General features: G+C 57.9%; 20 protein-coding genes. 3 read left to right on the forward strand and 17 right to left on the reverse strand.

The window, feature by feature from the left end:
• Nucleotides 1–321 precede the first annotated feature (321 nt).
• Both msrP and msrQ read left to right on the forward strand, forming a co-directional pair.
• The gene (gene msrP / locus J5278_RS11715; protein WP_209187444.1) at nucleotides 322–1,269 is read left to right on the forward strand and encodes a protein-methionine-sulfoxide reductase catalytic subunit MsrP; all 948 of its coding nucleotides are present in this window, start codon (nucleotides 322–324) and stop codon (nucleotides 1,267–1,269) included.
• Complete coding sequence (gene msrQ, locus J5278_RS11720; protein ID WP_209183602.1) at nucleotides 1,269–1,907, forward strand: protein-methionine-sulfoxide reductase heme-binding subunit MsrQ; 639 nt, start codon at nucleotides 1,269–1,271, stop codon at nucleotides 1,905–1,907. Before msrP ends, msrQ begins: the two co-directional genes overlap by 1 nt.
• 16 nt (nucleotides 1,908–1,923) lie before the next feature.
• On the opposite strand, the gene J5278_RS11725 is transcribed toward msrQ, so the two are convergent.
• Nucleotides 1,924–2,298 carry a DUF2809 domain-containing protein gene (locus J5278_RS11725; protein ID WP_209183601.1) on the reverse strand — a complete coding sequence of 125 codons (375 nt, stop codon included), beginning with the start codon at nucleotides 2,296–2,298 and terminating at the stop codon, nucleotides 1,924–1,926.
• Between the two features lie 225 nt (nucleotides 2,299–2,523).
• Between J5278_RS11725 and J5278_RS11730 the strand changes: the two genes are divergently transcribed.
• Nucleotides 2,524–3,366 (forward strand): DUF817 domain-containing protein, encoded by an 843-nt coding sequence (locus J5278_RS11730; protein WP_209184105.1) that lies wholly within the window; start codon nucleotides 2,524–2,526, stop codon nucleotides 3,364–3,366.
• Nucleotides 3,367–3,453: 87 nt separating this feature from the next.
• Here J5278_RS11730 and rplQ read toward each other — a convergent pair whose 3' ends face one another.
• The 16 genes from rplQ to rplN all read right to left on the reverse strand — a co-directional run bounded on the left by rplQ (nucleotide 3,454) and on the right by rplN (nucleotide 12,972).
• Nucleotides 3,454–3,882, reverse strand: coding sequence for a 50S ribosomal protein L17 (gene rplQ, locus J5278_RS11735; protein ID WP_111220701.1), 429 nt, complete (start codon nucleotides 3,880–3,882; stop codon nucleotides 3,454–3,456).
• Between the two features lie 173 nt (nucleotides 3,883–4,055).
• Nucleotides 4,056–5,066 (reverse strand): DNA-directed RNA polymerase subunit alpha, encoded by a 1,011-nt coding sequence (locus J5278_RS11740; RefSeq protein ID WP_111220700.1) that lies wholly within the window; start codon nucleotides 5,064–5,066, stop codon nucleotides 4,056–4,058.
• A gap of 103 nt (nucleotides 5,067–5,169) precedes the next feature.
• Nucleotides 5,170–5,559, reverse strand: a complete 390-nt coding sequence (gene rpsK, locus J5278_RS11745; protein ID WP_111220699.1) for a 30S ribosomal protein S11 — start codon at nucleotides 5,557–5,559, stop codon at nucleotides 5,170–5,172.
• A gap of 132 nt (nucleotides 5,560–5,691) precedes the next feature.
• The gene (gene rpsM, locus J5278_RS11750) at nucleotides 5,692–6,060 is read right to left on the reverse strand and encodes a 30S ribosomal protein S13 (protein WP_142822290.1); all 369 of its coding nucleotides are present in this window, start codon (nucleotides 6,058–6,060) and stop codon (nucleotides 5,692–5,694) included.
• A gap of 319 nt (nucleotides 6,061–6,379) precedes the next feature.
• A complete protein-coding gene (locus J5278_RS11755; protein ID WP_111220697.1) occupies nucleotides 6,380–7,030 on the reverse strand; it encodes an adenylate kinase in 651 nt (216 codons plus the stop codon).
• Complete coding sequence (gene secY, locus J5278_RS11760) at nucleotides 7,027–8,367, reverse strand: preprotein translocase subunit SecY (RefSeq protein ID WP_209183600.1); 1,341 nt, start codon at nucleotides 8,365–8,367, stop codon at nucleotides 7,027–7,029. The genes J5278_RS11755 and secY overlap by 4 nt, the downstream gene beginning before the upstream one ends.
• Before the next feature lie 225 nt (nucleotides 8,368–8,592).
• Complete coding sequence (rplO, locus tag J5278_RS11765; RefSeq protein ID WP_209183599.1) at nucleotides 8,593–9,075, reverse strand: 50S ribosomal protein L15; 483 nt, start codon at nucleotides 9,073–9,075, stop codon at nucleotides 8,593–8,595.
• Nucleotides 9,076–9,090: 15 nt separating this feature from the next.
• Nucleotides 9,091–9,300: a 50S ribosomal protein L30 gene (gene rpmD / locus J5278_RS11770; RefSeq protein ID WP_142822288.1), complete on the reverse strand. Its 210-nt coding sequence runs from the start codon at nucleotides 9,298–9,300 to the stop codon at nucleotides 9,091–9,093.
• 13 nt (nucleotides 9,301–9,313) lie between these two features.
• Entirely contained in the window at nucleotides 9,314–9,883 is a 570-nt protein-coding gene (rpsE, locus tag J5278_RS11775) for a 30S ribosomal protein S5 (protein WP_111220693.1), read from the reverse strand.
• A gap of 143 nt (nucleotides 9,884–10,026) precedes the next feature.
• A complete protein-coding gene (gene rplR / locus J5278_RS11780; RefSeq protein WP_142822287.1) occupies nucleotides 10,027–10,389 on the reverse strand; it encodes a 50S ribosomal protein L18 in 363 nt (120 codons plus the stop codon).
• 12 nt (nucleotides 10,390–10,401) lie between these two features.
• The gene (gene rplF, locus J5278_RS11785; protein ID WP_111220691.1) at nucleotides 10,402–10,935 is read right to left on the reverse strand and encodes a 50S ribosomal protein L6; all 534 of its coding nucleotides are present in this window, start codon (nucleotides 10,933–10,935) and stop codon (nucleotides 10,402–10,404) included.
• Between the two features lie 44 nt (nucleotides 10,936–10,979).
• Complete coding sequence (gene rpsH, locus J5278_RS11790; protein ID WP_003547562.1) at nucleotides 10,980–11,378, reverse strand: 30S ribosomal protein S8; 399 nt, start codon at nucleotides 11,376–11,378, stop codon at nucleotides 10,980–10,982.
• 12 nt (nucleotides 11,379–11,390) lie between these two features.
• Nucleotides 11,391–11,696 (reverse strand): 30S ribosomal protein S14, encoded by a 306-nt coding sequence (gene rpsN / locus J5278_RS11795; RefSeq protein WP_111220690.1) that lies wholly within the window; start codon nucleotides 11,694–11,696, stop codon nucleotides 11,391–11,393.
• Between the two features lie 33 nt (nucleotides 11,697–11,729).
• Nucleotides 11,730–12,287, reverse strand: coding sequence for a 50S ribosomal protein L5 (gene rplE / locus J5278_RS11800; RefSeq protein WP_142822286.1), 558 nt, complete (start codon nucleotides 12,285–12,287; stop codon nucleotides 11,730–11,732).
• Nucleotides 12,280–12,588 carry a 50S ribosomal protein L24 gene (gene rplX, locus J5278_RS11805; protein ID WP_111220688.1) on the reverse strand — a complete coding sequence of 103 codons (309 nt, stop codon included), beginning with the start codon at nucleotides 12,586–12,588 and terminating at the stop codon, nucleotides 12,280–12,282. The genes rplE and rplX overlap by 8 nt, the downstream gene beginning before the upstream one ends.
• Nucleotides 12,589–12,603: 15 nt before the next feature.
• Nucleotides 12,604–12,972, reverse strand: a complete 369-nt coding sequence (rplN, locus tag J5278_RS11810) for a 50S ribosomal protein L14 (RefSeq protein ID WP_111158087.1) — start codon at nucleotides 12,970–12,972, stop codon at nucleotides 12,604–12,606.
• Nucleotides 12,973–13,188: the final 216 nt, after the last annotated feature.

A 13,188-nucleotide genomic window follows, 5' to 3' on the forward strand; every position in this document is an offset into this window, starting at 1 on the left:
CGGACCGGCAAGCCCCTGCTTTTTAGAATTGTCGTAAATCAATCGGTGCGGACTGTCACTATCAGGTAAGCCGAATCCGGTACGCTGCAAGGGTATGGCCCCCGCGCAATATCCTCGCCATCGACGATCCCGATCATTCCCGGACGAGGCCGCGACCAAAATATCGAACAGATGCATGACGTTTGCCGATGACACCTCAACATTTAGGCCGAACACAATAAATTGGCTTCTTTTCACAAAAAAATGCGGGCCTATTTGTAACTTACGTCGGTATTTCTGCGTATCACCATCGATACCGTCATCTCATCGAGGATTTTACCCATGGCCACCTACCAACCGCCCAAGATTGCCGCCTCCGAGATCACGCCTCGCCAGACTTATCTAGGCCGCCGCGCCTTCCTGGCGACAGCAGCAGGCGCCGGCCTGTCGATTGCCGGTGGCACAACAGCCATGGCGGAAGCGCTGGCAGCGTCGAAGACCGACTACAAGGTCGATGAAAAGCTGACGCCGAAGAAGGATGTCACGACCTACAACAACTTCTACGAATTCGGCACGGACAAGGCCGATCCCGCCGCCAACTCCGGCAAATTCAAGCCGCGCCCGTGGACGATCACCGTCGATGGCATGGTGGGCAAGCCGCAGACCTTCGATATCGACGCGCTGATCAAGGCCTTTCCTCCAGAAGAGCGTGTGTACCGGATGCGCTGCGTCGAGGCATGGTCCATGGTCATCCCATGGGACGGCTTCCAGCTATCCAAGCTGCTCGACATGGTGGAGCCGCTGGGCAGCGCGAAATATGTCGCCTTCGAGACCATCGTCCGGCCGTCCGAGATGCCCGGCCAATCCGGCAGCTTCCAGTCCCTGAACTGGCCCTATGTCGAAGGACTGCGGCTGGACGAAGCGCGCAACCCGCTGGCGCTGCTTGCCGTCGGGCTCTATGGCGAGACGCTGCCCAACCAGAACGGTGCGCCGATACGCCTGGTGGTTCCGTGGAAATATGGCTTCAAGGGCATCAAGTCGATCGTCCGTATCACGCTCACCGATAATCAGCCGATGAATACCTGGCAGGTCTCCAACCCCGGCGAATACGGTTTTTATGCCAACGTCAACCCGGCGGTCGATCACCCCCGCTGGAGCCAGGCGACCGAGCGCAGGATTGGCGAAGGCGGCTTCTTCTCCTCCAGCCGCCACCCCACCCTGCCCTTCAACGGCTATGCCGACCAGGTGGCGAGCCTCTACACCGGCATGGATCTGAAGGCGAACTACTAATGGCCCTGTCGCTCGCGCTTCCGAAACGCTTCCAGCCAGCCTCCGTCTGGCTGCTTTACGTCGTCGGACTTCTTCCCGCCGCCTACGCATTCTACCTCGGCGCCACCGGCAATCTTGGCGCCGATCCAACCAAGACCTTCGAGCTTTTCCTCGGCCTCTGGGCTATCCGCTTCCTGATCCTAACGCTCGCGATTACCCCGCTCCGCGACCTCGTCGGCTGGAACTGGCTGCGCTACCGCCGCGCCCTGGGGCTGCTCTGCTTCTATTATGTCGTGATGCATTTTCTGGTCTACACCATCCTCGACCAAGCGCTGATGCTCGATGCCATCGTCGGCGACATTCTGAAGCGACCCTTCATCATGTTCGGCATGGCAGGGCTGGTGATGCTGACCGCGCTGGCCGTGACCTCGAACAGGTACTCGATACGGCAGATGGGCAAGAACTGGATCTGGCTGCACCGGCTCGTCTACATCATCGCCGTCTGTGGCGCTCTCCACTTCGCACTATCCACCAAGGTGCTGTCGCTCGAGCAGTACATCTATATCGGCCTCCTGATCGCAATGATCCTCTACAGGTCCTACCGGCCAATCATGATGCAACGAAGACGCGGAACGCGGCAAAGGGCGGTGGCTGCCTGAGGCAGCAGAGGCTTCTCTACTTTGGCAAGATAGGACTGCGGGCTGCCAGAAATCTGTCGAACGCAGATGCGGCGACGATGCCGATGCCGTAGGCAATTATATTGCTTAGGGAAAACACGCGTCCGAGAAGCAGGGCACCGCCAGCAGTCAACCTGAACGCATCAATAGGCGGCGTATGGTAGAGTCTGAACAACTCGACGGCGGCGGAGATCACCATCGCCGCGCAGGCAATGCTTGCCCGTCTCGAGTTTGGTGCAAGCACTGCGATTAGGAAATAGACCATCGCGCCCCACAGTGCCGAGCCGCCATACTTCACGACCACGAACGGAAGGTTAAGCCCATAGCCATATCGCCGCAACGCCAGACCTGCAGCAATGATGGCAATTGCCATTGCAAGACGGGCTGCCCTGCTCCCTGGTGAGCGACCTCGAAAAAATGCGAGCACTTCGGCCGCTCCACCGCGATGTTAATGGGTTCGTCGCACCTATAGCTCACATTTCGATTTGGCAAGCCGACAGCCCAGCCGCATGCTGGTCTGCCGGTCACCGTATTTGCGGAAACAGCTCACAGCCATCGAGTTAATTTCAGGAATTCAAACGCCTTGCCCCTCCGAAGACTGCTTCCGGCCATCGACAGGCATCTAATCGAAATACGTGCAGCGCCGCATCTGACGGGAACCAAGCGCTTTCTCATAGAACTCGTCTATTTTGGTATTAAGGAAGCACGTGCATGTCTCTTTGCTGGCCTCTTTTTCCTCGCCATCTTCACAGTCCCGCGCGGCGGCATTTTTCATATTCCCCGATATGACGTGCTGCTGCTGGTTGCCTTGTCCATCCAGTTCTGGATGGTCGCTACCAAACTGGAAAGCATCGATGAGTTGAAGGCGATCTGCTTCTTTCACGTTATCGGTTTCGCTCTCGAGGTCTTCAAAACATCGAGCAGCATCCATTCATGGGCATATCCGGACTTTGCCTATAGCAAGCTGTTCGGCGTGCCATTGTTTTCCGGATTCATGTACGCTGCCGTAGGCAGTTACGTAATACAGGCGTGGCGCCTCCTCGCCCTACGCGTCAGGCATCATCCGCCATACTGGATGGCAGCGGTGCTCTCGCTGGCAATTTACCTGAACTTCTTCACACACCACTACATCGCCGACTATCGCTGGTACATTGCCGCGTGTACGATTGGACTTTATTCGCGGACTTCAGTCACGTTCCGCCCGTATGATCGGGACCGGCGGATGCCCCTGCTGTTGGCTTTTGCCCTGATCGGCTTCTTCATCTGGCTTTTCGAAAATTTCAGCACCTTCTTCGGGATATGGCGTTATCCGAGCCAACTCGGCGAGTGGTCCGCTGTCAACATTGGCATATGGAGTTCATGGTCGCTCGTCGTCATCATGACGTTCACCATCGTTGTCTATCTCAGGCATATCAGGGAAGATATCCACATACCGGAATAGCCCTCCCTTCTCATCATACACCCGCAAGAAATCAAAAAAGCCGGACGATTGCTCGTCCGGCCTGTTGATTGGTGAGGCTTTTACCGCTTAAGCGGCAGCAGCTTCGGCAGCTTCTTCGGCTGCAACGCGAGCCTTGTCGCCGGCGCCCTTGGCAGCGATGTCGCGGTCGACGAACTCGACGACGGCCATGGCGGCGTTGTCACCCATGCGGAAGCCAGCCTTCATGATGCGAAGGTAGCCGCCGTTGCGGGTGGCGTAACGGGTAGCGATGGCATCGAAGAGCTTCGATACGACAGCGACGTCGCGGATCTGCGAAATAGCCTGACGACGAGCGTGCAGGTCGCCGCGCTTGCCGAGCGTGACCAGCTTTTCAACGATCGGGCGGATTTCCTTTGCCTTCGGCAAGGTCGTGGTGATCTGCTCATGCAGGATGAGCGAAGCCGCCATGTTGGCAAACATTGCCTTGCGGTGACTTGCAGTTCTATTCAGCTTGCGGCCTACCATACCATGGCGCATTGCTATTCTCCTTAAATCGCAGGTGCCCTTTGATTTTGGGCCTGCCGTTTCCTGGCACATGCAGGCGATATGCCTGCTGTTTGACGGGGAAAGGCAGTCATCCTGCCTTTACTTATTGTTCTCTGCGATCGGCGTGCCGGCGGAAATCCGCGACACACGTTGCCTCACGCCGCTCAGTACTGATCTTCGTAGCGCTTGGCGAGATCTTCGATGTTCTCTGGGGGCCACGCAGGCACTTCCATGCCGAGATGCAGGCCCATGGAAGCGAGAACTTCCTTGATTTCGTTCAGCGACTTGCGGCCGAAATTCGGAGTGCGAAGCATTTCGGCTTCGGTCTTCTGAATGAGGTCGCCGATATAGACGATGTTGTCGTTCTTCAGGCAGTTTGCCGAGCGGACAGACAGTTCCAGTTCGTCCACCTTCTTGAGGAGAGCCGGGTTGAAGGCCAGTTCGGTGACTGTCTCTTCTTCGACATCCTTCTGCGGTTCGTCGAAGTTGACGAAAACGCCGAGCTGGTCCTGCAGGATGCGGGCCGCGAAAGCGACTGCATCTTCACCGGAGATCGAGCCGTCCGTTTCGATGGCCATCAGCAACTTGTCGTAATCGAGAACCTGGCCTTCGCGGGTGTTTTCCACCTTGTAGGACACTTTCTTGACCGGCGAGTAGAGGCTGTCTACCGGGATGAGACCAATCGGTGCGTCTTCCGCACGATTGCGCTCTGCCGGAACATAGCCCTTGCCGTTGTTGACGGTGAATTCCATGCGGATTTCAGCGCCTTCGTCGAGCGTGCAGATGACGTGATCCGGGTTGAGGATCTCGATGTCGCCGACCGTCTGGATGTCGCCGGCGGTGACAACGCCTGGACCCTGCTTGCGAACGACCATGCGCTTGGCATCGTCGCCGTCCATCTTGATGGCGATTTCCTTGATGTTCAGAACGATATCCGTAACGTCTTCGCGAACGCCCGGGATCGATGAGAACTCATGCAGTACGCCGTCGATCTGTACTGCCGTGACGGCGGCGCCGCGCAGCGAGGACAGAAGCACGCGACGGAGCGCGTTGCCGAGCGTCAGGCCAAAGCCACGCTCAAGCGGTTCAGCGACAAGGTTGACCTTTGTGCGGCCGCCCGAGGAAAACTCGACCTTGTTCGGCTTGATCAGTTCCTGCCAATTCTTCTGAATCATATTCCTGCCTTCCGTTCGTTACCACCATCCAATCGTGGCAACCGAGCTTGAGAAGCACCGGCAATCGCCTTTTGGGCGCTCACCGGTGTGTGATTGGCGATGATTATACGCGACGCTTCTTGCGTGGGCGGCAACCGTTGTGCGGGATCGGCGTCACATCGCGGATCGACGTGATCATGAAACCGGCAGCCTGGAGCGCGCGCAGAGCCGACTCACGACCCGAACCTGGACCGCAAACTTCGACTTCAAGCGACTTCATGCCATGTTCCTGCGCCTTCTTGGCAGCATCTTCAGCGGCGATCTGCGCTGCGAACGGTGTCGACTTGCGCGAGCCCTTGAAGCCCTTGGCGCCAGCAGACGACCAGGCAATCGCATTGCCCTGCGCATCCGTGATGGTGATCATCGTGTTGTTGAACGTCGAGTTGACGTGCGCAACGCCCGACGAGATGTTCTTGCGTTCGCGACGGCGAATGCGGACGGCTTCCTTGCCCATAATAGTCCCTTTCGTGGATCTCTGCACCGCCGTAATGCCAGCGGCTACACCGGCGCAGGGCGCTGAGGCCCTTCGCCAAACTCAAAAGAGGCCGGCGGAACCGCCAGCCTCCCTCACACGGTTTCCCGGTGATTACTTCTTCTTGCCAGCAATCGCCTTTGCCGGACCCTTGCGGGTGCGGGCATTGGTGTGCGTGCGCTGACCGCGAACCGGCAGGCCGCGACGATGACGAAGGCCGCGGTAGCAGCCGAGGTCCATCAGACGCTTGATATTCATCGACGTCTCGCGACGCAGGTCGCCTTCGACCTGGTAATCGCGGTCGATGGTTTCGCGGATCTGCAGGACTTCGGCATCCGTCAGCTGGTGAACGCGGCGCTCAGCCGGGATACCAACCTTGGTAACGATTTCCTGCGCAAATTTCTGTCCAATCCCGTGAATATAGGTCAGCGCAATTACTACGCGCTTTGCCGTCGGGATGTTGACGCCAGCGATACGTGCCACGCCTATTCTCCTTGCGTTCCGTTTGCCATCAGGCAAAGGTCTCTGTTACGCGACCGTAGAGGCCGCCTGTTCAATTCGAGGTCGATAACATGTCAAAACGACCGAACCCGGAATTCCCGAGGGAAGTCCGCGCCGATCGCAGCTATGTCGCGAGTTGGCGCGGTGTTTAGCGGAATCACTGCCAAAAGGCAACTGTTCCGCTAAGTTTATTTTGGCTTATCCCCGCCCCGACCAACCGGTCCGACCGAATCACGCGCCGCAATTGTTTTGCGAAATCGCCGTCAGGCAGTGCAATTGCCCGACAACAACTCTCCGAAGCTCAAAGGCTGGAGAGAATCTTTTCGACTTCTGCTGTGACATGATCGATATCCGCCATGCCGTCAACCGAATGAAGCATTTTCTTGGCATAGTAGTAGCCAATCAAAGGCGCCGTTTCCTTGTAGTAGGCCTGCATGCGCGTCACCACGGTTTCGCGCGTATCGTCAGGGCGGCGCTTGAAGTGCGTCGAACCGCATCGATCGCAGACACCCTCGACCTTCGGCTTCAGGTTGGTATCGTGATAACCCGCACCGCAGTTGGCGCAGGTATAGCGTCCGGAAACCCGGTCCGCGAGCACGACGTCATCGACCTTGATCTCGACGACACCCGAGAGCTGCATGCCCTTGGCAGCGAGCATCTTCTCGGTGGCATCGGCCTGCACCAGAGTGCGCGGAAAGCCGTCCAGGATGAAACCCTTGGCACAGTCTTCGGCGTCGATACGCTCCGAAATGATCGCGTTGACGATCTCGTCGGACACCAGCTTGCCGGCATCCATGACAGCCTTGGCACGCTTGCCGACCTCAGTGCCCGCAGAGACTGCCGCACGCAGCATGTCGCCGGTGGAGAGCTGCGGGATACCGTACTTTTCGACTATACGCTGAGCCTGGGTACCCTTGCCGGCGCCCGGTGGTCCCAAAAGGATAAGTCTCATCTCCCCCGCTTTCCTCCGCGCAACTTCGACTTCTTGATCAGACCTTCATACTGCTGCGCGATCAGGTGACCCTGGATCTGCGCTACCGTGTCAAGCGTCACACTGACGACGATCAAGAGTGAAGTGCCGCCGAGGGCGAGCGGAATGCCTGTCTGCGAAACGAGGATTTCCGGCAGAATGCAGACAACCACGAGGTAGATGGCGCCGACCACAGTGATGCGGGTCAACACATAGTCAATGTATTCAGCCGTGCGCTCACCCGGGCGGATGCCGGGAATGAACCCGCCGTGCTTCTTGAGATTATCGGCCGTGTCCTTCGGATTGAAGACGATGGCCGTATAGAAGAACGCGAAGAAGGCGATCATCAGCGCATAGAGCACCATGTAGAGCGGACGACCGTGGCCGAGTGCTGCGACGATCGACGTTGCCCAGGCAGGCATTCCGGCGGTGTTGGCAAAGCCCGCGAGCGTCGCTGGCAGAAGCAATAGCGACGAGGCAAAAATCGCCGGGATGACGCCCGATGTATTGAGCTTCAGCGGCAGGTGCGAGGTATCGCCCTGGAACATGCGGTTGCCGACCTGGCGTTTCGGATACTGGATCAGCAGACGCCGCTGGGCGCGCTCGACAAAGACGATGAGGGCGATGACCGCAACGGCGACAACGAGGACGAGCAGGATGAGCGCGGTCGAAAGTGCGCCGGTGCGTCCGAGTTCCAGCGTGCCGGCCAGGGCCGATGGCAGGCCAGCTGCGATGCCAGCGAAGATGATCAGCGAAATGCCGTTGCCGATACCGCGCGAGGTGATCTGTTCACCGAGCCACATGAGAAACATCGTGCCGCCGAGCAGCGTGATGACCGTGGAGACGATAAAGAAGACGCCGGGCTGGACGACAAGTCCGTTACCGCTCTCAAGCCCCACCGCGATGCCATAGGCCTGCAGCGTGCCGAGCAGCACCGTGCCGTAGCGCGTATACTGGTTGATGATCTTGCGGCCCTGCTCGCCTTCCTTCTTCAGGTTTTCGAGCGCGGGAACGACCGAAGTCATCAGCTGTACGATAATCGAGGCGGAAATGTAGGGCATGATGCCGAGAGCGAAGATCGCCATGCGCTGGACAGCGCCACCGGAAAACATGTTGAAAAGGCCGAGGATGCCGCCCGCCTGGCCCTGAAAAGCCTGGGCATAGGCAGCAGGATTAAGGCCTGGAAGGGGGATATGGGTGCCGAGGCGATAGACAAGCAACGCACCGAGCGTGAACCAAAGCCGCTTTTTCAGATCCTCTGCCTTGGCAAAGGTTGAAAAGTTGAGATTGGATGCCAATTGTTCCGCTGCAGACGCCATGCAAATCTCCGCACTACCAATTCCGGCTAAATCGGCCGAGTCCGGAATGTGTAATCAAATTGTTTAAAAAGTCGAGCATTGGGTGGACTGCGATGCAAGAGCGCATGCCAGCCGAAGGTCCCGTCATCGCCCTCCCCGCGCGAACGCACGACTCAGGATCCGAAGCTCACATATGGGAGCAAAATCGCCCGGTGTGAAGCACCCCGGGCGATTAATTCGTCTGTATTATTCCGAAGCTGCGACAGGTGCGGCAGTTAAAAGCTTAACGGAGCCGCCAGCCTTTTCGATCTTCTCGACAGCAGACTTGGAAGCGCCTGCGACTTCGAGGGTCAGCTTTGCCGAGATTTCGCCGTCGGACAGGATCCGGACGCCGTCCTTGACACGACGGATAACGCCGGCAGCCTTGAGAGCTACAGCATCGATCGTCGTCTTCGCGTCCAGCTTGCCGGCGTCAACTGCTGCCTGGAGGCGAGCAACCGATACGACGACGTAGTCGGACTTGAAGATGTTGTTGAAGCCGCGCTTAGGCAGACGACGGTAGATTGGCATCTGACCGCCTTCGAAGCCGTTGATCGCCACGCCCGAACGGGACTTCTGCCCCTTGACGCCGCGACCACCGGTCTTGCCCTTGCCCGAACCAATACCGCGGCCGAGGCGCTTGCGGGAGTGGGTCGAACCTTCGTTGTCGGTGATTTCATTCAGTTTCATAACGAATCCTCCGGCTTACTTCTCGTCGACGACGCGAACGAGATGCTGGACAGCACGGATCATTCCACGAACCGAAGGAGTATCCTCCAGAGTGCGGCGACGGTGCATCTTGTTCAATCCGAGGCCGATCAGGGTCTTTTCCTGAACGTCCGGACGGCGAATAGGGCTACCGATCTGCTCGACCGTTACGGTCTTTGCTTCGGTCTTCTTGGTCGTTTTGGCCATAGGTCAAACTCCCTTATTCTTCAGACGCATTACCGGAGGCAATACGACGAGCCTGCAGAGTGGCATACTTGATGCCGCGCTGAGCTGCGATGTCCTTCGGATGGATCTGTTGCTTCAGAGCGTCGAACGTTGCGCGAACCATGTTGTATGGGTTCGACGAACCGGTCGACTTGGCGACGACGTCGTGAACGCCGAGCGTTTCGAATACGGCGCGCATCGGACCACCGGCGATGATGCCGGTACCAGCCTTGGCAGAGCGCAGCAGAACCTTGCCGGCGCCATGACGGCCGTGGATGTCGTGATGCAGCGTACGGCCGTCACGCAGGGGAACGAAGATCAGCTCGCGCTTGGCGGCTTCCGTTGCCTTGCGGATAGCTTCAGGCACTTCGCGCGCCTTGCCGTGACCGAAGCCAACGCGGCCCTTCTGGTCGCCGACGACGACGAGAGCTGCAAAGCCGAAACGACGGCCGCCCTTGACGACCTTGGCAACGCGATTGATCGCGACCAGCTTGTCGACGAATTCGCTATCGCGCTCGTCACGGTTCTGGCGATCGTCGCGAGAACCTCTTTTTTCTTGTGCCATTGTCCTTTTCCTTTTTCTTTTCCGGGTGCAATCGGCAACTGCAACAAGACCACATCGGGCTTTTCGCTGCCCTGTGGTCCGGTGATGGTCTGAAAAGACCGAAATCCGGCCGGGAGCTTTACGCCACCGGCCGGAAATTTATATTAGAAGGTGAGACCGCCTTCACGGGCAGCTTCGGCCAGAGCCTTGATGCGACCGTGATAGATGAAGGCGCCGCGGTCGAACACGACCTCGTTGACGCCCGCCTTGGAGGCGCGCTCTGCAACGAGCTTGCCGACGAGCGTTGCCGCTGCTGTGTCAGCACCGGTCTTCAGAGAACCGCGCAGATCCTTGTCGAGAGTGGAGGCAGACGCAAGCGTCTTGCCGGCCACATCGTCGATGACCTGGGCGTAGATGTTCTTCGAAGAGCGATGAACCGACAGGCGCGGACGGCCGTTAGCCACCGACTTAAGATGACGACGCACGCGGTTGGCACGACGTGCAAGTGCTTCTTTCCTGCTAGCCATTTCGCGTGATCCTTACTTCTTCTTGCCTTCTTTGCGGATGATCCGCTCACCGGCATACTTGACGCCCTTGCCCTTGTAAGGCTCGGGGCCACGGTATTCGCGGATTTCTGCGGCCACCTGGCCGACCTGCTGCTTGTTGATACCGGTGACGACGATTTCCGTCGGCTTCGGCACAGCAATTGTGATTCCGACTGGCGGTTCATAAATCACGTCGTGGGAGAAACCAAGCGCCAACTGCAGGTTCTTGCCCTGCAGGGCCGCGCGGTAACCAACGCCGTTGATTTCGAGCTTGCGCTCGTAACCGTCCTTGACGCCAACCAGGATGTTTTCGACCATCGTGCGGGACATGCCCCACTTTGAGCGAGCATTCTTGCTGTCGTTGAGCGGAGTCACAACAATCGCATTATCTTCGAGCTTGAGACCGATATCGTCATTCGCGACGAAAAACAGTTCACCCTTGGGGCCCTTAGCAGTCACTTTTTGGCCATCAATCGTGGCCGTGATTCCTGCAGGCACCTGAACGGGCTTCTTGCCGATACGAGACATTTTTTCAAACCTGTCTGTTTCGAGGGAAATTCTTTAGACCAGCCTTAGAAGACCGAGCAAAGAACCTCGCCACCAACATTCTGTTCACGAGCCTGGTGGTCGGCCATCACGCCCTTCGGAGTAGAAAGGATAGTGATGCCGAGACCGTTCGCGACCTGCGGAATGGACTTGACCGAGACATAAACCCGGCGGCCCGGCTTAGACACACGGCCGATCTCACGGATGACCGATGCGCCTTCATAATATTTCAGCTCGATGCTGAGCTCGGACTTGCCGTTGCCGAAATCGACGACGGAATAGCCACGAATGTAACCTTCGGACTGAAGGACATCGAGAACACGTGCACGGAGCTTGGAAGCAGGTGTCGAAACCGACGACTTGCGACGCGAGGCACCGTTACGGATGCGTGTGAGCATATCGCCCAATGGATCTGTCATTGTCATGTGGGCTACTCCTTACCAGCTCGACTTGACAATGCCCGGCACCTTGCCGAAATTGCCAAATTCACGCAGTGCGATACGCGACATGCGCAGCTTGCGGTAGTAGGCGCGCGGACGACCGGTGATCTCGCAACGGTTACGGACGCGAGTCTTGGATCCATCGCGCGGCAGCGATGCGAGCTTCAGGGTAGCCTTGAACCGCTCTTCGATCGGAAGGGACTGGTTCATGATGGTTGCCTTCAGCGCGGCACGCTTTGCGGCACTGTTAGCAACCGTATTGCGGCGGCGCTTGTTCTTTTCAACTGCGCTTGTCTTCGCCATATTTGATTTCCTTTTCTACGCTCGTCGTTACGGTTACGTGCGGAACGGGAAGTTGAACTCTGTGAGCAGAGCCCGCGCTTCGTCGTCCTTGGTCGCCGTCGTGCAAACGATGATGTCCATGCCCCACATCTGATCAACCTTGTCGTAGTTGATCTCTGGGAACACAATGTGTTCCTTGATGCCCATGGCGAAGTTGCCACGACCGTCAAAGCTCTTCGGGTTCAGGCCGCGAAAGTCGCGAACGCGCGGGAGCGCGATGTTGATCAGGCGATCCACGAACTCATACATGCGGGCGCCACGGAGCGTGACCTTGGCACCGATTGGCATATTTTCGCGGACCTTGAAGCCAGCGATGGAATTGCGCGCGAAAGTGATGACCGGCTTCTGGCCAGCGATTGCGGCCAGGTCGGCAGCAGCAATCGTCGGCTTCTTGGAGTCAGCCGTCGCCTCGCCCACACCCATGTTGATGACGATCTTGTCCAGCTTGGGGATCATCATTTCGTTGGTGTAGGAGAACTGTTCCTGCAGCGCTGCGCGGATACGGGTTACGTATTCCGTCTTCAGGCGCGGTTCGTATTTAGCCTCAGCCATCGATCACATCTCCCGAACGCTTGGCCACGCGGACCTTCTTACCATCAACGACCTGGAAACCGACGCGGGTCGGCTTGCCGTCCTTGTCGACAATCGCGATGTTGGACAGGTGAAGCGAGGCTTCCTTGTTGATGATGCCGGCTTCCTGCGACTGCGACTGGCGTGTATGGCGCTTGACCATGTTCACGCCGCGAACGACTGCGCGGTCTTCCTTCGGCATCACTTGAATGACTTCGCCGGTACGACCCTTGTCCTTACCAGCCAGAATGACGACCTTGTCGCCCTTGCGGATCTTTTGCATCTTTAACCGCTCCCCTTACAGAACTTCAGGAGCGAGCGAGATGATCTTCATGTGGTTCTTAGCGCGAAGTTCGCGCGGAACCGGTCCGAAGATACGTGTGCCGATCGGCTCTTTCTTGTTGTCGATAAGTACTGCTGCATTGGTATCGAAACGAATGACGCTTCCATCCGCACGGCGGATCGAGGCAGCTGTGCGAACGACCACAGCCTTCATCACGTCACCCTTCTTAACGCGGCCGCGCGGAATAGCTTCCTTGATCGAGACGACGATAATGTCGCCAATCGAGGCATACTTGCGCTTCGAACCGCCCAGCACCTTGATGCACATGACACGACGTGCGCCGGAATTATCCGCGACGTCGAGGTTTGTTTGCATCTGAATCATATCAGGTCGCCTTCTTGTTATACCGGAATGGTTGGGCGGAGCCCCCTATCCCGGCTTATGGAATTGTTTACCCGCTTGCGCCCCTCCAAAAAGGAAGAGTGAAAACAAGGCAGTAGCTTCAGCCAGCGCGGGATCGATCTTGCCAGGGTGGTTTCCCCAATGGGACCTTCCGTGCGCTAAAAGCAAAAGAACGCCCGAGTCTCAGGCGTTCCGTCG

The organism is Rhizobium sp. B21/90 (genome assembly GCF_019355815.1).
In the GTDB taxonomy this organism is placed as follows: domain Bacteria; phylum Pseudomonadota; class Alphaproteobacteria; order Rhizobiales; family Rhizobiaceae; genus Rhizobium; species Rhizobium rhododendri.